Consider the following 17,704-nt stretch of genomic DNA (forward strand, 5'->3'; position numbering starts at 1 on the left):
GTTGATGCGGTAGAGCGACTGGAACTGCAGCCAGGTGCAGAATCCGACGCCGAAGAGCGTGCCGGCGTTGAAGGTGAGCCAGTACCAGCGCGGGAAGGTCGCGCGGGCGAGCAGGCTCATGCCGACGCAGACGACGATGCCGTACGTCACCAGTCCCAGCATCGGGTTGGGGAACCCGAAGGCGGAGGCCTGCTCGCTCTTCATGATGTTGCCGCAGGAGACGACCGGGTTCAGGCTGCACCCGGGCACGAAGTTCGGGTTCTCCAGCAGTTTGAACTTGTCGATCGTGATGACCCAGGCGGCGAGCAGCCCGGCGGCTCCGGTGATCACCAGCATCAGGGCGAACGCGCGGCTGCCGCCGGTCGTGCGGGGGGCGACGCTGTCTTCCCGGCCGGTCGAGACGTCCTTCACTGTCGTCTTGCTCATCACGCCGTTTCCGTAGTTCGAAGGGGGCCTGCGGGCACGGTCATTGTGCCGCACCCTCCCCCGTGTCCACCGTTCGATGGACATAAGGAGGTACGCGCGGAGGTCCCGGAACGTTCGGTTCGGGGGGAGGCTCGTCGGCATGCCGGCACACGCGAAGCACCCGCCGGCCCGCGGACGCCGGAGGGGCCGGTGCTCGGCTCCTCCGGCGTTCCGGGAGCGGGGTCCGGGGCCGGGGTCCCGGAAGGAGGTTCAGCCCAGCCGGGACGTCAGCTCGGCGACGAGGTCGTCGAGGCCCACCGCGACCTGCTCGCCGGACTCCATGTCCTTGAGCTGCACGACGCCCTCGGCGAGATCGCGCTCACCGGCCACGACCGTGTAACGGGCCCCGGACCGGTTGGCGTTCTTCATCGCGCCCTTCAGCCCCTTGCCGCCGTACGAGAAGTCGGCGGCGACGCCACGCCTGCGCAGTTCCGTCACCTTGGCGAAGAGCACCCGGCGGGCCTCCTCGCCGAGCGGCACCGCGAACACACTGGTCGACGCGGGGAGTTCGAGCGAGACGCCCTCGGCCTCCAGGGCGAGGACCGTGCGGTCGACGCCCAGCGCCCAGCCCACCGACGGCAGCGCGGGACCGCCGATCATCTCGGAGAGACCGTCGTAACGGCCGCCGCCGCCGACCGCGGACTGGGAGCCCAGGCCGTCGTGGACGAACTCGAAGGTCGTCCGGGTGTAGTAGTCGAGCCCGCGCACCAGCTTCGGGTCGTCCTCGAAGGAGACGCCCGCGGCGGTGATCAGCTCGCGCACCTCCTCGTGGTACGCCTTGCACGCGTCGCACAGGTAGTCCCGCAACAGCGGCGCGCCGACCAGCTGCTTCTGCACGTCGTCCCGCTTGTCGTCGAGGACGCGCAGCGGGTTGATCTCCGCACGGCGCAGGGTGTCCTCGTCCAGGTCGAGGCCGCGCAGGAAGTCCTGCAGGGCCGCCCGGTACACGGGGCGGCACTCCTTGTCGCCGAGCGAGTTCAGCAGGATCCGGAAGTTGCGCAGCCCGAGCGACCGGTAGGCCTGGTCCGCCAGGATGATGAGCTCGGCGTCCAGAGCCGGGTCCTCGGCACCGATCGCCTCGGCACCGACCTGCGAGAAGTGCCTGTAACGGCCCTTCTGCGGGCGCTCGTAGCGGTAGTAGGAGCCCGAGTACCAGAGCTTGACCGGGAGGTTGCCCGCCTTGTGCAGGTTCGCCTCCAGCGCCGCGCGCAGTACGGAGGCGGTGCCCTCCGGACGCAGGGCCAGTCGGTCGCCGCCCTTGGTCTCGAAGGTGTACATCTCCTTGGTCACGATGTCGGTGGACTCACCGACGCCGCGCGCGAACAGTTCGACGTTCTCGAAGCCGGGCGTCTCGATGTAGCCGTAGCCGGAGTTGCGCAGCGGTGCGGCGATGGCCTCGCGGACGGCCAGATACGTCGCGGACTCCGGCGGGATCAGGTCGTACGTGCCCTTGGGGGCCTTGAAGGTGCTCACGGAAGGTCTCTCGTCACATTCCTCGTCGGGGAGCGTCCACGCTCCCTGGGCCGGCGGCCACCTGCCGCAGATACGGATTGGTGGCGCGCTCCTGGCCGATGGTCGTCTGGGGGCCGTGGCCGGACAGCACCACGGTCGAGTCGTCGAGCGGCAGGCACACACGGGCCAGCGAGTCGAGCATGTCGGCCATGTCGCCGCCGGGCAGGTCGGTGCGTCCGATGGAGCCGGCGAAGAGCAGATCCCCGGAGAAGAACACGGACGGGATGTCCGCGGCCTCCGGCATCCGGAACGTCACCGACCCCTTGGTATGGCCGGGCGCGTGCGCGACGGAGAGGTCGAGGCCGGCCAGCTCCAGGCGCGCTCCGTCGAAGAGTTCCTCGACGTCGTCGGGCTCCCCCACGGTCAGCTCGCCCATCAGCGGCATGCCGATGGAAAGGCCGAGCGCCTTCTCCGGGTCGCTCATCATGTACCGGTCCTCGGGGTGGATCCAGGCCGGTACGTCGTGCGCTCCGCAGACCGGGACGACCGAGGCGACGTGATCGATGTGGCCATGGGTCAGGATGACCGCGACGGGCTTGAGCCGATGCTTCTTGAGTGCGTCCTCGACTCCCTGGGCGGCCTGATGGCCCGGGTCGATGATCACGCACTCCTCACCCGCGGCGGGGGCGACCAGGTAACAGTTGGTCCCCCAGGCCCCGGCGGGGAACCCGGCAATGAGCACGATCGTCCTTCGTGGTGGCGTACGCGCTGGTGTCGTACGGGGTGGGCGGCTGTGGTCAGAGCCTACCGGCGCTGCCGATTCCTCAGCGAACCCATATACGGTACGGGGCACACGCAGGCGGTCGGCTCACAAGACGCACGCGTCCCACTTGACGTACGAGACGCATGAGGAGAAAACCCGGTGGTCAGCCAGGAACAGCGGCGGCGTCAGCTCGCCCGGGAGAAGTTCTTGCGACAGCAGCAGCGGCGTACGGCCGCACGGCGCAAGACGCACACGCGCAACGCGATCGTCGCCTCGGTGCTCGGCGTGGTCGTGGTGGGCAGTGTCGTGTCGTACGCGACCGGGGTCTTCAAGAACGACGACAAGAAGGCCAACGCGGGCGCAGAGGTGACGCCGACGCCCTCGGCGACGAGCAAGGCGCCCGACCCGTGCGAGAAGGCCCCGGAGGGCAAGGTGAAGCAGCTGAGCTGGAAGAAGGAGCCGGCGCTCACCATCGACAAGTCCGCGGACTACACGATGAAGATGGCGACGACGTGTGGTGACATCGACATCGCGCTGAAGGCCTCGGCGGCTCCGCACACGGTCAACTCGTTCGACTTCCTCGCCGGCAAGGGCTACTTCGACCACACCAAGTGCCACCGGCTCACCACCGACGGCATCTATGTGCTCCAGTGCGGCGACCCGCAGGCCACCGGCGCCGGTGGCCCCGGGTACACCATCCCGGACGAGAACCTGAAGGACAAAAGCCTGAAGGACAACGTGTATCCGGCGGGCACCGTCGCGATGGCGAACCAGTACAACCCCCAGACGCAGAAGGGCCGCAACACCGGTGGCAGCCAGTTCTTCCTGGTCTACCAGGACAGTCAGCTGCCGCCCGACTACACACCGTTCGGCACGGTGTCCGAGGCGGGGATGAAGGTTCTCAAGAAGATCGCCGCCGCCGGTGCGCAGCCCGCCGATCCCCAGACCGGCAACACCGCACCGAACGCGACCGTGGTGATCGACAAGGCGACCATCACCAAATCCTGACCGTCAACAGGGGAACTTCGGTCGCGCGGGATGCGGACAGGCAACCCGCTGGTCGCCTATGTTGGCGGTGACGAAACTGTGGACGATGCCAGGGGGCTACGACGCCCCTCGCAGGCATCATGTGGAGGAGGCGCTGTGAGCAGCGACCCGTGGGGCCGCGTCGACGAGACGGGGACCGTGTACGTGCGTACGGCCGACGGCGAGCAGGTCGTCGGTTCCTGGCAGGCCGGCTCCCCCGAGGAGGCGTTGGCCTACTTCGAGCGCAAGTACGAGGGCCTGGTTGTCGAGATCGGCCTCCTCGAGAAGCGAGTGAAGACCACCGACCTGTCGGCGAAGGACGCCCAGACCGCCATCGATCACATCCGCGGGCAGGTGGACGCCCACCACGCGGTCGGTGATCTGGACGCGCTGCGCGGACGGCTGGACAAGCTCGTCGAGACGGTCGAGTCGCGTCGCGAGGAGCGCAAGGCCCAGCGGGCCAAGCAGTCCGACGAGGCTCGGCACGCCAAGGAAGCGCTGGTCGTCGAGGCCGAGGAGCTCGCGCAGAGCGACCAGTGGCGGGCGGCCGGCGAGCGGCTGCGCGCGCTGGTGGACACCTGGAAGGGCCTGCCGCGGCTCGACCGCAAGTCGGACGACGAGCTGTGGCACCGCTTCTCGCACGCGCGCTCGGCGTTCTCCAAGCGCCGCAAGGCGCACTTCGCGTCGCTGGACGCGCAGCGCGAGGAGGCCCGCAAGACCAAGGAGAAGCTGGTCGCGGAGGCCGAGGCGCTGTCCGGTTCGACGGACTGGGGTCCGACGGCCGCCCGCTACCGCGAGCTGATGGCGGACTGGAAGGCCGCGGGCCGGGCGCAGCGCGAGCACGAGGACGACCTGTGGAACCGCTTCCGCGGTGCCCAGGACGTGTTCTTCGCGGCCCGCAGCTCGGTGTTCGCCGAGCGCGACGCGGAGCAGTCGGAGAACCTGAAGCTCAAGGAGGAGCTGGCCGAGGAGGCCGAGAAGCTCGTCCCGGTGACCGACCTGAAGGCGGCCCGCGCCGCCTTCCGCTCGATCAACGAACGCTGGGAGGCCATCGGTCACGTGCCGCGCGACGCCCGCCCGAAGGTCGAGGGCCGGATGCACGCGGTGGAGCGGGCTCTCCAGGAGTCCGAGGAGGCCGAGTGGCGCCGGACCAACCCGGAGGCACGCGCGCGTGCCGAGGGGCTGACCGGACAGCTCCAGGCCGCCGTGGACAAGCTCCAGGGCCAGATCGAGGCGGCACGCTCCGCGGGCAACACCGCGAAGGCCGACAAGCTCCAGAAGGAGCTCGACGGCCGTCAGGCGCTGCTCGACCAGGCCCTGAAGGGTCTGCAGGAGTTCGGCGGCTGACACATCGGCGACACGAGGGGGGCTCCCGTACGGTGCGTACGGGAGCCCCCCTCGTGTGCCGTCCGGGCGCGGCCCGGCGTTACGGCCTGCGGGCCGAGGTCACGCGGTAGACGTCGTACACGCCCTCGACGCCCCTGACCGCCTTCAGGACGTGACCCAGGTGCTTGGGGTCGCCCATCTCGAAGGTGAAGCGCGAGGTGGCTACCCGGTCGCGGGACGTCTGCACGGCCGCCGACAGGATGTTCACGTGCTGGTCCGACAGGACGCGGGTGACGTCCGACAGGAGCCGCGAGCGGTCCAGGGCCTCGACCTGTATGGCCACCAGGAAGACCGAGGACTGCGTGGGCGCCCACTCGACGTCGAGGATGCGCTCCGGCTCACGGGACAGCGAGTCGACGTTGACGCAGTCGCTGCGGTGCACCGAGACGCCGCTGCCGCGCGTGACGAACCCGATGATGGGGTCGCCCGGCACCGGCGTACAACAGCGGGCGAGCTTGACCCACACGTCCTCGACGCCCTTGACGACCACCCCGGGGTCGGCGTTGGAGCGGCGCTTGCGGCCACGTCCGCGGGCCGGCGGAACGGCCTCGTCCATCTCCTCGGTGGCCGCCTCCTCGCCGCCGAGTGCCTGGACCAGCTTCTGCACGACGCTCTGCGCTGTGACGTGGCCCTCGCCGATCGCCGCGTACAGGGACGAGATGTCCGGGTAGCGCATCTCGTGCGCGAGGGTGACCAGGGAGTCGCCGGTGAGGATGCGCTGGATCGGCAGGTTCTGCTTGCGCATCGCACGCGCGATGGCGTCCTTGCCGTGCTCGATCGCCTCGTCGCGGCGCTCCTTGGAGAACCAGGCGCGGATCTTGTTGCGGGCGCGCGGCGATTTCACGAAGCCGAGCCAGTCCCGGGAGGGGCCCGCGCCGGTGGCCTTGGAGGTGAAGACCTCCACCAAGTCGCCGTTGTCCAGGGTGGATTCGAGCGGTACCAGGCGTCCGTTGACGCGTGCGCCTATCGTCCGGTGGCCGACCTCCGTGTGGACCGCGTACGCGAAGTCGACCGGTGTGGCACCCGCCGGGAGCGCTATGACGTCGCCCTTGGGGGTGAAGACGAAGACCTCGTTGCGGGACAGGTCGAAGCGCAGGGACTCCAGGAACTCGCTCGGGTCCTCGGTCTCCTTCTGCCAGTCGAGCAACTGGCGCAGCCACGCCATGTCGTTGACCGTGTCCTGGCCGGCGCTGCCCTTCGCGGCCCGGGGCACGTCGGTGCGGATCTTGGAGGTGCCGGCGACGGTCTCCTGCTTGTACTTCCAGTGCGCGGCGATGCCGTACTCGGCGCGGCGGTGCATGTCGAAGGTGCGGATCTGCAGTTCGACCGGCTTGCCGTTGGGGCCGATCACCGTCGTGTGCAGCGACTGGTACATGTTGAACTTGGGCATCGCGATGTAGTCCTTGAACCGGCCGGGGACCGGGTTCCATCGCGCGTGCACGGTGCCGAGAGCGGCGTAGCAGTCCCGGACGGTGTCGACCAGGACGCGGATGCCCACCAGATCGTAGATCTCCGCGAAGTCACGGCCACGGACGATCATCTTCTGGTAGACGGAGTAGTAGTGCTTCGGGCGGCCGGTGACCGTCGCCTTGATCCGGGCCGCCCGCAGGTCGGACTGGACCTCGTCGGTCACTATGGCGAGGTACTCGTCGCGCTTGGGGGCGCGCTCGGCGACCAGGCGCACGATCTCGTCGTACATCTTGGGGTAGAGGATCGCGAAAGCGAGGTCCTCCAGCTCCCACTTGATGGTGTTCATGCCCAGGCGGTGGGCGAGCGGCGCGTAGATCTCCAGGGTCTCGCGCGCCTTCTTCTCCTGCTTCTCGCGCTTGAGGTAGCGCATGGTGCGCATGTTGTGCAGACGGTCGGCGAGCTTGATGACCAGGACGCGCGGGTCCTTGGCCATGGCGACGACCATCTTGCGCACGGTCTCGGCCTGCGCGGCCTCGCCGAACTTGACCTTGTCGAGCTTGGTGACGCCGTCGACGAGGAGGGCGACCTGGTCGCCGAAGTCGCGGCGCAGGGTGTCCAGGCCGTACTCGGTGTCCTCGACGGTGTCGTGCAGCAGGCCCGCCATCAGCGTCGCCGGGTCCATGCCGAGCTCGGCGAGGATGGTGGTCACGGCGAGCGGATGCGTGATGTACGGGTCGCCGCTCTTGCGCTTCTGGCCGCGGTGCCAGCGCTCGGCGACCTGGTAGGCCTTCTCGATCTGCCGGAGAGTCGCCGTCTCGATCTTCGGGTCGTTGCTGCGCACTATCCGCAGCAGCGGCTCCAGGACCGGGTTGTACGGGTTGGAGCGCTGGACGCCGAGACGGGCGAGGCGGGCGCGTACGCGGTTGGAGGAACCGCCGCTGCGCGCGGGCTGGCCCGGCGCGGGGCGCACCGCCGACGTGCCGGAGGGGCGCTCGGGGGGAGCGGGCTTGGGACGTGACTGCTCGGCCGCCTTGCGGTCGGGCGCCGCCTGGGCATGCTCGACCGGCCCGCCGGTGGTGTTCTTGGCGGGCCTGTCCGCGGGCGCCGAGGCACGCTCGGGCTTCGCGGACGGGGTGGCTCCCAGGCGTTCGGCGCTGGGAGCGAGTGGCTGGGCCTCGTCTGGCAAGAGGGCTCCTCGTGCACGTTCCGGGTCCCCCGGTCAGGCTCCGGAGACCCCATGGTAGCGATCCTGGGCGTCGGACTCGCTGTCGGCCGTTGGGACGGCCTCATACACAAGCAACGCAAGAGGCGGGCGCCGGATTCCTCCGGGCCCGCCTCCGCGGTGTCCTACGGGTGTCTCAGGGCTTTCCGGTGCCTTTCCCAGGGGTTTTCCCACGAGGTGGCCGGGCTCGGAGTCCTGGGTCCGCTCAGACCTTGAGGAGCGCCTCCAGCGGAGCTCCCTGGAGCGCCGGCTCCAGACGGCCCCGGCCGCCCAGGAAGCCGAGCTCCATCAGCACGGCGACGCCCGCGGTCTCGGCGCCCGCCCGGCGGATCAGCCGGATGGAGGCCTCGGCGGTGCCGCCGGTGGCGAGGACGTCGTCGACGACGAGCACGCGGTCGCCCGCGCTCAGGTCCTCGGCGTGCACCTCGATCTCGGCGGAGCCGTACTCCAGGTCGTACGCCTGCGACAGCGTCGCACCGGGGAGCTTGCCCGCCTTGCGGACCGGGATGAAGCCCAGCCCGGCACGGATGGCGACCGGAGCGCCGAGGATGAAGCCCCGGGCCTCCAGGCCGACGATCTTCGTGGCGCCGTGGCGCACGGCGATGCCGGCGAGGGCGTCGGTGAGCGCCCCGAAAGCGGCCGGGTCCGCCAGGAGCGGGGTGATGTCCTTGAACATCACACCCGGCTCCGGGTAGTCGGCCACATCGCGGATGCGGCTGAGCAGCAGTTCTTCGATGCCGGTCATCGGCGCTTCCCCGAGGGACGGCCACGGCCGCGGTTGCGGGACGCGGGCTGGTTGCGCGGGCCGACGACCGCCGCCGTGACATCGTCCGGCTCGTCGTCCAGCGGCGCTCCGGCGGCCTGGGGCTCCAGGGACTCGCCCTTGGCGGCGGCCTGGGCCCGCTTGGCGAGGACCCGCTTGCGCAGGGCCTTCATCTGCGGCTCGCGCTCCTTGAGGTCGGCGACGAGCGGCGTGGCGATGAAGATCGACGAGTACGCACCGGCGGCGAGGCCGACGAACAGCGACAGCGAGATGTCGTTGAGCATGCCGGCGCCGAGGACACCGCCACCGATGAACAGCAGGCCCGCGACCGGGAGCAGCGCGACCACAGTGGTGTTGATCGACCGGACCAGCGTGCCGTTGATGGAGCGGTCGGCGACGTCGCTGTAGGTGAAGCGGGTCTGCTTGGTGATGTCCTTCGTCTGCTCCTTGAGGCTGTCGAAGACGACGACCGTGTCGTAGAGCGAGTAACCGAGGATCGTCAGCAGACCGATCACGGTGCCCGGGGTGACCTCGAAGCCCACCAGGGCGTAGATGCCGACCGTGATGGTGATGTCGTGGATCAGGGCCACCAGCGCGGCGACGGCCATGCGCCACTCGAAGGCGATGGCCAGGTAGATCACCACGAGGACCATGAAGATCGCCAGGCCCTGCCAGGCCTTGTTGGCGATCTGGTCACCCCAGCTGGGGCCGACCAGGTCGGCGTTGATCTTCTCGGCGTTGACGTTCAGGTCCTTGGCCAGCGCGTCCTTGATCTGGTCGGACTTGTCGGTGTCGATGCCGGCGATCTGGATGCGCAGGCCGCCGTTGCCGAGCTTCTGGACGATCGCGTCGTGGCCGGATGCCTCCTCCGCGAACGTCTCCGCCTGCGTGACCGACACGCTGGTCTTCTCGGTGGTGAAGACGGCTCCGCCCTGGAACTCGATGCCCATGTTCAGGCCGCGCACCGTCAGGCCGAGGATGGCCGTGATGGTGATCAGGATCGAGATGCCGTACCAGATCTTGCGCTTGCCGACGAAGTCGTAGCCGATCTCGCCGCGGTGGAGCCGGGCGCCGAGGGTGCCGAGTTTCGACATCTCACGCCTCCTTCGTGTCGACGGGGGCGGACGCGCGACGGGTGCGGCGCAGCGGCGGCTTGGCGCCCAGTCGCTTCGGGTCGAGACCGGACCAGCTGTGACCGCTCGCGAAGAACTTCCTGCGGGCGAGGATCGTCATCAGCGGCTTGGTGAAGAAGAAGACGACGACCACGTCGAGCAGGGTGGTCAGGCCGAGGGTGAAGGCGAAGCCCTGGACCTTGCCGACCGTGACGATGAAGAGCACCGCGGCGGCGAGGAACGACACGAAGTCGGAGACCAGGATGGTGCGCCGCGCGCGCGGCCAGGCGCGCTCGACGGCGGGCCGCAGCGTACGGCCCTCGCGGATCTCGTCACGGATGCGTTCGAAGAACACGATGAACGAGTCCGCCGTGATACCGATCGCGACGATCGCACCGCAGACGGCCGGCAGGTTCAGCGCGAAGCCGATGGTCGGGCCGAGCAGCGACATGATCACGTAGGTGAGGACCGCCGACACCAGCAGTGAGGCGATCGCGATGAGCGACAGGCCCCGGTAGTAGACCACCAGGTAGATCACGACCAGGCCGAGGCCGATCGCACCGGCGATCAGACCGGCGTGCAGCTGCTCACCACCGAGCGCGGCGGTCACGGTGGTGACGCTCGCCTCCTTGAAGGTGAGCGGCAGGGCGCCGTACTTCAGCATGTTGGCCAGGTCCTGGGCCTCGGTCTGGCTGAAGCTTCCGGAGATCTCCGCGTTGCCGCCGGTCAGCGCCTGGTTGACGTACGGGTCGGAGACGACCTCACCGTCGAGGACGATGGCGAACTGGTTCTGCGGGGACTGGTTCTGGGCGAGCTTGCCGGTGATGCTGGCGAACTTCTTGGAGCCACCGGACGTGAAGTCCATGGTGACCTTCCAGCCCGCGGCGCTCTGCGTGTCGTAGACCGCGGCGGCCTTCTTGATGTCCGTGCCGGACACCTCGGCCGGGCCGAGGATGTACTTCTGCCACTGGCCCGACGAGTTCTGGCCGCAGGCCACGGTCGGGTCGGTCGGCTTGACGCCGTCACCGGCCGTGGCGCGGACCGCCTTGTCGGTGCAGTCGAGTGCGGCGTACTGGGCCTGGAGCTTGGCCGTGCCCGGATCCACGCTGCTGCTCGCCGACGGCGAGGCGCTGGAGGAGGGCGACGTGCTCGCGGAGCCGCTCGCGGACGGCGTGGTGTCGGCCTTCAGGGCGTCGCTGACCACGCGGCCCTGGGAGGTGGCGCCGGCCGACGGCGTCGCGGAGCTCGACGACGTCGCCTTGTCCGTCGCCTTGTCGGTGGCCTTGTTCGACGAGCTGCTGCTCGGCGACGGGCTGGCCGACGCGTCGGTTCCGGAGACCTCGGTGGTCAGGACCGGACGGAAGTAGAGCTTTGCGGTGGTGCCGACCTGCTCCCGGGCCTGCTTGGAATTCGTGCCCTTGGGAATGTTGACGATGATGTTCCTGTCGCCCTGCGTCTGGACCTCCGCCTCGGACACGCCGAGACCATTGACACGGCGGTTCATGATGTCGACCGCTGTGTCCATGTTGGTCTTGTTGATCGCGTTGGGCTGACCGGGCTCGTTCTTCGCCTCGAGCGTGATGCTGGTGCCGCCGGCGAGGTCGATGCCGAGACGCGGGGTGGGGTGCCCGGAGAGGAACATCCCCCCGGTGAGCGCCGCGATGGCGATCAGGATGAGGGCCAGCGAGCGCCCCGGCCTGCTCTGGGCGCTCGCGCTCCGGCCCTTCTTCGGTGCTGCCACCTTCTCGTACTCCCTCTCGGGCCACCGTGCGCCGGGTCAGCGCGTGGGCGGCCATGACATGGTGTCGGGACTCCGTGCGAGAACAGCACGTCCCGGATGCGCGGGGCACGAGCGGGTCGCGCCGCGCTCCCGGGGCGTGACTACTTCGCGTCGGCCTCGCCGTCGGTCTTCTTCAGCTCCGCTGCGGCGTCGTCGGCCTTCGCCTCGGCGGGCTTGTCGGCCGGCTCGTCCGCCGCGTCCTTCTTGCCGAGGTCGAGGGGCTTGTCGTCGGAGGCGTCGGAAGAGGCGTCGGCGGCGGGCTCGTCGGTCTCGGTGAGGGAGGAGGCGTCGTCCGGGACGACGGCACCGTCGGCCTTCAGGTCGTGCTCGATGCCGTGGACGATGCGGTTGTACTCGTCGTCCGTGAGGACGGCGCCGATCGCGTTCTTCGCGAAGAGCAGGTCGACCCCCGGGGCGGCGTCAAGGAGGACCGTGTCCTCGTTGACCTCCTTGACGGTTGCGTACATGCCACCAATCGTGCGGACACCGGAGCCGGGCTGCATGTCGTTGCGCATCTGCGCAGCCTGCTGCTGCTTCTTCTTGGCCGACCGGGTCATCAGGAACATGGCCCCGATGAGCACGATGAACGGGAGGAGGGTCACGAGACTCACGGGTCGGAACTTCCTTCTACGACCGCAATGGGGGGCGGCCTGATGGTTGGGGGTATGTATGCCGTCGACAAGGGCGGCATCGGCGGAGTCTAAGCGAGTCCGCGCTCAGTGAACAACGCTCAGCATGGCACCGGGGTTCCTGCCCCGACACATCTCCGCGCCGTCACGCCCCGAACAAGTCCTGTTGTCCGTTTCCACCCGTGGCCTGGCGGGGCGGGGTGAGGCCGAGATGCGCCCATGCCGCCGGTGTGGCCACCCGGCCACGGGGCGTACGGGCGAGCAGTCCTTCCCGGACGAGGAAGGGTTCGGCCACCTCTTCCACCGTCTCACGCTCCTCCCCCACCGCGACGGCGAGCGTCGAAAGGCCCACCGGGCCGCCGCCGAAGAGCTTGAGCAGGGCCTCGAGGACACCGCGGTCCAGGCGGTCCAGGCCGCGGGCGTCCACCTCGTACACCTGGAGGGCCGCCGCCGCGATCTCCCTGGTGATCACTCCGTCCGCCTTGACCTGGGCGTAGTCGCGCACGCGGCGCAGCAGGCGGTTGGCGATGCGGGGCGTGCCCCGGGAACGTCCGGCGATCTCCGCGGCACCGTCCGGGTCGATCTCGACGTCGAGGAGGCTCGCGGAACGGTGGATGACCCGCTCCAGCTCGGCGGGCTCGTAGAACTCCATGTGAGCGGTGAAGCCGAAGCGGTCGCGCAGCGGGGGCGGCAGCAGGCCCGCGCGCGTGGTGGCGCCGACCAGGGTGAACGGAGGCAGTTCCAGCGGGATGGCCGTGGCGCCGGGGCCCTTGCCGACGATGACGTCGACCCGGAAGTCCTCCATCGCCATGTAGAGCATCTCTTCGGCGGGCCTGGACATGCGGTGGATCTCGTCGAGGAAGAGCACCTCGCCCTCCTGGAGGGAGGACAGGATCGCGGCGAGGTCCCCGGCATGCTGGATGGCGGGACCGCTAGTGATGCGGATCGGGGCGCCCATCTCGGCCGCGATGATCATCGACAGGGTGGTCTTGCCGAGTCCCGGGGCCCCCGAGAGGAGCACGTGGTCGGCGGTGGCGCCCCGCGCGCGTGCGGCACGCAGGACCAGGTCGAGCTGCTCACGGACCTTCTCCTGGCCGATGAATTCGTCCAGGTCCTTCGGGCGCAGCGCGGCCTCGACCGCCTGGTCCTCGCGGTCGGCGACCGAGTCCACCAACCGCTCCTCGGCGGGGCCGGCGTGCCGCTCGGCGGCGGACGCGTCGGTCGTGTCGTCCCAGTTCATGTGAAGTGCCTCGGGGTGTGGTGGGGGTGCCGGCGGTTCAGCGGGCGCGGTTCAGGGTCTGCAGGGCGGCCTTGAGGAGCTGTCCCACCTGCGGGGCGCCCTCGGCAGCCTCGGCCTGCGGGGCGACTGCGCTGACTGCCTCGTCGGCCTCCCGGGTCGCGTACCCGAGACCGATGAGCGCGGCGTGCAACTGGTCGCGCCACCCGGTGGTCACCGCCGTCCCGATGGCGGGGCCTCCCGTGCCGAGCGGCTCACCGAGCCGGTCCTTCAGCTCCAGCAGGAGCTTCTGGGCACCCTTCCTGCCGATGCCGGGGACGGCGGTGAGCGCCTTCTCGTCCCCGGTGGACACCGCGCGGCGCAGGGCGTCGGGGCTGTGCACGGCGAGCATCGCCTGGGCCAGCCGGGGGCCGACGCCGCTGGCGGTCTGCAGCAGCTCGAAGGTCTGCCGCTCGTCGTCGTCCGCGAAGCCGTAGAGCGTGAGGGAGTCCTCGCGGACGACGAGGGAGGTGGCGAGCTTGGCCTGCCGACCGGTCCGCAGCGCCGAGAGGGTGTTGGGCGTGCACTGGACGGCGATGCCGATACCGCCGACCTCGACCACCGCGGAGTCGGGGGCGAGGGCGGCCACGGGGCCGCTGACGAAGGCGATCATGCGGTACGGCCTTTCGATGTGTGGGGCTGTGCGTGGGGCTGCTGGTGCTCGGCGGCGGCCTGCTGGAGCCGGTTGCGTGCGGCGGCCTGCTGGAGCCTGTTCTCGGTGACTGCCTGCTGGAGCCTGTTCTGGGCGGGCGCGCGCCAGATGTGGCAGATGGCGAGGGCGAGGGCGTCGGCCGCGTCGGCGGGCTTGGGGGGTGCGTCGAGCCGGAGCAGGCGCGTGACCATGGCACCGACCTGGGCCTTGTCCGCCCGTCCGTTGCCGGTGACGGCGGCCTTGACCTCGCTCGGGGTGTGCAGGGCGACGGGGATGCCCCGGCGGGACGCGCACAGCATGGCGACCGCGCTGGCCTGGGCGGTGCCCATCACCGTGCGTACGTTGTGCTGGCTGAAGACGCGCTCCACGGCGACGAATTCGGGCTCGTGCTCGTCGAGCCACCGCTCGATGCCCTGCTCGATCGCGACGAGGCGCAGTCCCAGTTCGGCGTCGGCCGGGGTGCGCACGACACCGACGCCGCGCAGGGCCAGGGGCCGGCCCGCGACTCCTTCGACGACTCCCACACCGCACCGGGTCAATCCGGGGTCGACGCCCAGCACCCGCACCCAGCCCCCTCCTTCGATCCGGCCCGGCAATCGCCGGGGGTCCGCCCCCAGTTCGTGCAGGCTATCGGGTGCCGCTGACAAAGCGACGGGCCGACGGGGTGTGTTCCCGTCGGCCCGTGGCCCAGCCTGTGCGATCAGGCGTCGACCTTCTCCATGACGTCGTCGCTCACGTCGAAGTTGGCGAAGACGTTCTGCACGTCGTCGCTGTCCTCCAGGGCGTCGATCAGCTTGAAGATCTTCCGGGCGCCCTCCTCGTCCAGCTCGATCTGCATCGTCGGGACGAAGTTGGCGTCGGCGGAGTCGTAGTCGATGCCGGCCTCCTGGAGCGCGGTGCGCACCGCGACCAGGTCGGTGGCCTCGGAGATGACCTCGAAGGACTCGCCGAGGTCGTTGACCTCTTCGGCGCCCGCGTCGAGCACGGCACCCAGGACGTCGTCCTCGGCCAGCTCGCCCTTGGGGACGATCACGACGCCCTTGCGGTTGAACAGGTACGAGACGGAGCCCGGGTCGGCCATCGAGCCGCCGTTGCGGGTCATCGCGACGCGGACGTCCGAGGCGGCACGGTTGCGGTTGTCCGTGAGGCACTCGATGAGCACGGCGACACCGTTCGGGCCGTAACCCTCGTACATGATCGTCTCGTAGTCGGCGCCACCGGCTTCGAGACCGCCGCCGCGCTTGATCGCGGAGTCGATGTTCTTGTTCGGAACCGACGACTTCTTCGCCTTCTGCACGGCGTCGTAGAGGGTCGGATTTCCGTCGAGGTCCACGCCGCCCATGCGCGCCGCGACCTCGATGTTCTTGATCAGCTTCGCGAAGAGCTTGCCGCGCTTGGCGTCGATCACGGCCTTCTTGTGCTTCGTCGTGGCCCATTTAGAGTGGCCGGACATCTGCCTGTCTCCTTCGCGTAACCCATCTCCGTATGAACGCCAGAGATCCTACAAGGACTCCGGTGTCCGGTTCGCGCGCACCATGTCGACGAACAGCCCGTGCACACGGTGGTCGCCGGTCAGTTCCGGGTGGAAAGACGTGGCGAGCGCGTTGCCCTGGCGTACGGCGACGATGTGGCCGCCGTGCTCGGCGAGCACCTCGGTCTCGGCGCCCACGGACTCGACCCAGGGGGCGCGGATGAAGACGCCCTCTACAGGATCGCCCTCGACACCGCGGACGTCGACCGCCGCCTCGAAGGACTCGTTCTGACGCCCGAAGGCGTTGCGGCGCACGATCATGTCGATGCCGCCGAAGGTCTCCTGACCGGACCGCGGGTCGAGGATCTTGTCGGCGAGCATGATCATGCCGGCGCAGGTGCCGTAGACGGGCATGCCGTCGCGCACGCGCGCGCGGAGAGGCTCCATCACTCCGAAGAGGACGGCCAGTTTGGAGATGGTGGTGGACTCGCCGCCGGGAATGACGAGGCCGTCCACCTCCGCGATCTCTTCGGGACGCCGCACCGGCCTGGCCACGGCGTCGGCCGCGGCCAGGGCGATGAGGTGCTCCCGTACGTCGCCCTGGAGAGCCAGGACGCCTATGACAGGAGTGTTCATGAGGTGACTACCAGCCGCGGTTGGCGTAGCGCTCGGTCTCGGGGAGGGTGTCGCAGTTGATGCCGACCATGGCCTCGCCCAGGTTGCGGGACGCGTCCGCGATGATCTTCGGGTCGTCGTAGAAGGTGGTGGCCTTCACGATGGCGGCGGCGCGCTTGGCCGGGTCGCCCGACTTGAAGATGCCGGAGCCGACGAAGACGCCCTCGGCACCGAGCTGACGCATCAGAGCGGCGTCGGCCGGGGTGGCGACACCTCCGGCGGAGAAGAGGACCACCGGGAGCTTGCCGAGCTCGGCGACCTCCTTGACGAGCTCGTACGGGGCGCGCAGCTCCTTGGCGGCGGCGTACAGCTCGTTGTTGTCGAAGCCGCGCAGCTTGGCGATCTCGTTCTTGATCTGGCGCAGGTGGCGGACGGCCTCGACGACGTTGCCGGTGCCGGCCTCGCCCTTGGAGCGGATCATGGCGGCGCCCTCGGCGATGCGGCGCAGGGCCTCACCGAGGTTGGTGGCGCCGCAGACGAAGGGGGTGGTGAACGCCCACTTGTCGGAGTGGTTGACCTCGTCGGCCGGGGTGAGGACCTCGGACTCGTCGATGTAGTCGACGCCGAGGGACTGGAGCACCTGCGCCTCGACGAAGTGGCCGATGCGCGACTTGGCCATGACCGGGATCGAGACGGCGTCGATGATGCCCTCGATCATGTCCGGGTCGGACATGCGGGCCACTCCGCCGTCCTTGCGGATGTCGGCGGGGACCCGCTCCAGGGCCATGACGGCGACGGCGCCCGCGTCCTCGGCGATCTTCGCCTGCTCCGGCGTGACGACGTCCATGATCACGCCGCCCTTGAGCTGCTCGGCCATGCCGCGCTTCACGCGGGCGGTGCCGGTCTCGGGCGTCTGGGCGGGGTTGGAGAGCGTGCTCGACACGGGTTGACCTCACTCATTGAAAGAGGGTTTGTGCTGCACCGAGGAAACGTGAGGCGACCAGGCCACTGCAAGGGCCAATGGAGAGGCGGTGGATTCTTTTCGCCGGTGCCACGGCGTGGCCGGACCGTCGCGGTCCGTCCGGATCAGGCCGCCTGGCGCTCCGCCAGCGCCGTCGGGGGCTCGTCGTCCATCTCGAAGGCCATGGGGAACGGCGCGTGGCCCGCGAGGCGGAACCAGCGCACCTTGCGGTGCCGGCGCAGGGCCCTCGCGGCACGTACGGCGTCGTTGTGGAACCGCCGGGCCATCGGCACTCGGCGCACCGCCTGCGCGAGCTCGTGGGCGGCCTCCTCACCGCCCGGCGCCTCGCGTACCGCGTCGACCTGCTGCGCCTCCCCGAACACGGCGCGCAGTGCCTGGCTCAGCTCGCTCTCGGCCACCTCGCGCTGGTCCTCCTCGGCCTGCCGGGCCTCGTGGGCCGCCTCGTACAGCACGATGGATGCGGCCGGATCGAGCACCCCGGACGTGGCCAGTTCCTGCGCCACGGAGGCGCGGCGCAGCAGCTGCGCGTCGAGGGCCGCACGGGCGGCGTCGATGCGGGCGTGCAGCCGGTCGAGCCGGCCGGCGGTCCAGCTCAGGTACAGGCCGATCGCGACGAGGCCGACGACGATCCAGATCAGGGTTGCGGTCACGGGCGGCAAGGCTACCTCTGCGCGGTAACGGCTCCCGACGGTCCCGGGCA

17 protein-coding genes are annotated in these 17,704 nt (G+C 69.8%); 2 read left to right on the plus strand and 15 right to left on the minus strand.

Translation table 11 applies throughout. From position 1 onward, the window contains the following. From H305_RS0117345 to H305_RS0117355, 3 genes are all read right to left on the minus strand, one after another. On the minus strand, positions 1-426 hold a 426-nt coding region (locus tag H305_RS0117345), incomplete at its 3' end, for a vitamin K epoxide reductase family protein (protein WP_028801731.1). A 249-nt stretch (positions 427-675) separates the two neighbouring features. Continuing rightward, complete coding sequence (hisS, locus tag H305_RS0117350) at positions 676-1,938, minus strand: histidine--tRNA ligase (protein WP_028801476.1); 1,263 nt, start codon at positions 1,936-1,938, stop codon at positions 676-678. 13 nt (positions 1,939-1,951) lie between these two features. Then, positions 1,952-2,659: an MBL fold metallo-hydrolase gene (locus H305_RS0117355; protein ID WP_028801477.1), complete on the minus strand. Its 708-nt coding sequence runs from the start codon at positions 2,657-2,659 to the stop codon at positions 1,952-1,954. A gap of 180 nt (positions 2,660-2,839) precedes the next feature. On the opposite strand from H305_RS0117355, the gene H305_RS0117360 reads away from it, so the two are divergent. Continuing rightward, a complete protein-coding gene (locus H305_RS0117360; RefSeq protein WP_028801478.1) occupies positions 2,840-3,688 on the plus strand; it encodes a peptidylprolyl isomerase in 849 nt (282 codons plus the stop codon). A 135-nt stretch (positions 3,689-3,823) separates the two neighbouring features. After that, on the plus strand, positions 3,824-5,053 hold the full coding sequence (locus H305_RS0117365; RefSeq protein WP_028801479.1) for a DUF349 domain-containing protein: 1,230 nt from the start codon (positions 3,824-3,826) through the stop codon (positions 5,051-5,053). A gap of 79 nt (positions 5,054-5,132) precedes the next feature. Here H305_RS0117365 and H305_RS0117370 read toward each other — a convergent pair whose 3' ends face one another. The 12 genes from H305_RS0117370 to H305_RS0117425 form a co-directional block, all read right to left on the minus strand. Further along, positions 5,133-7,688, minus strand: a complete 2,556-nt coding sequence (locus tag H305_RS0117370; protein WP_028801480.1) for a RelA/SpoT family protein — start codon at positions 7,686-7,688, stop codon at positions 5,133-5,135. A 241-nt stretch (positions 7,689-7,929) separates the two neighbouring features. Further along, complete coding sequence (locus H305_RS0117375; protein ID WP_028801481.1) at positions 7,930-8,469, minus strand: adenine phosphoribosyltransferase; 540 nt, start codon at positions 8,467-8,469, stop codon at positions 7,930-7,932. Continuing rightward, entirely contained in the window at positions 8,466-9,581 is a 1,116-nt protein-coding gene (gene secF, locus H305_RS0117380; RefSeq protein WP_028801482.1) for a protein translocase subunit SecF, read from the minus strand. The genes H305_RS0117375 and secF overlap by 4 nt, the downstream gene beginning before the upstream one ends. A 1-nt stretch (position 9,582) precedes the next feature. Beyond that, entirely contained in the window at positions 9,583-11,340 is a 1,758-nt protein-coding gene (secD, locus tag H305_RS0117385; protein WP_028801483.1) for a protein translocase subunit SecD, read from the minus strand. A gap of 140 nt (positions 11,341-11,480) precedes the next feature. After that, positions 11,481-11,990, minus strand: a complete 510-nt coding sequence (gene yajC, locus H305_RS0117390) for a preprotein translocase subunit YajC (protein ID WP_028801484.1) — start codon at positions 11,988-11,990, stop codon at positions 11,481-11,483. Positions 11,991-12,153: 163 nt separating this feature from the next. After that, positions 12,154-13,248, minus strand: a complete 1,095-nt coding sequence (gene ruvB / locus H305_RS0117395; protein WP_028801485.1) for a Holliday junction branch migration DNA helicase RuvB — start codon at positions 13,246-13,248, stop codon at positions 12,154-12,156. Between the two features lie 37 nt (positions 13,249-13,285). After that, positions 13,286-13,897, minus strand: coding sequence for a Holliday junction branch migration protein RuvA (ruvA, locus tag H305_RS0117400; RefSeq protein WP_028801486.1), 612 nt, complete (start codon positions 13,895-13,897; stop codon positions 13,286-13,288). Beyond that, the gene (gene ruvC / locus H305_RS0117405; RefSeq protein ID WP_028801487.1) at positions 13,894-14,502 is read right to left on the minus strand and encodes a crossover junction endodeoxyribonuclease RuvC; all 609 of its coding nucleotides are present in this window, start codon (positions 14,500-14,502) and stop codon (positions 13,894-13,896) included. Before ruvC ends, ruvA begins: the two co-directional genes overlap by 4 nt. A gap of 134 nt (positions 14,503-14,636) precedes the next feature. Continuing rightward, on the minus strand, positions 14,637-15,389 hold the full coding sequence (locus tag H305_RS0117410; protein WP_028801488.1) for a YebC/PmpR family DNA-binding transcriptional regulator: 753 nt from the start codon (positions 15,387-15,389) through the stop codon (positions 14,637-14,639). 48 nt (positions 15,390-15,437) lie between these two features. Continuing rightward, the gene (pdxT, locus tag H305_RS0117415) at positions 15,438-16,043 is read right to left on the minus strand and encodes a pyridoxal 5'-phosphate synthase glutaminase subunit PdxT (protein WP_028801489.1); all 606 of its coding nucleotides are present in this window, start codon (positions 16,041-16,043) and stop codon (positions 15,438-15,440) included. Positions 16,044-16,050: 7 nt separating this feature from the next. Next, positions 16,051-16,965 carry a pyridoxal 5'-phosphate synthase lyase subunit PdxS gene (gene pdxS, locus H305_RS0117420; protein WP_028801490.1) on the minus strand — a complete coding sequence of 305 codons (915 nt, stop codon included), beginning with the start codon at positions 16,963-16,965 and terminating at the stop codon, positions 16,051-16,053. 143 nt (positions 16,966-17,108) lie between these two features. Continuing rightward, positions 17,109-17,654, minus strand: coding sequence for a membrane protein (locus H305_RS0117425; protein ID WP_028801491.1), 546 nt, complete (start codon positions 17,652-17,654; stop codon positions 17,109-17,111). Positions 17,655-17,704: the final 50 nt, after the last annotated feature.

This window comes from Streptomyces sp. 142MFCol3.1 (genome assembly GCF_000424945.1).
Classification (GTDB): Bacteria; Actinomycetota; Actinomycetes; order Streptomycetales; family Streptomycetaceae; genus Streptomyces; species Streptomyces siamensis.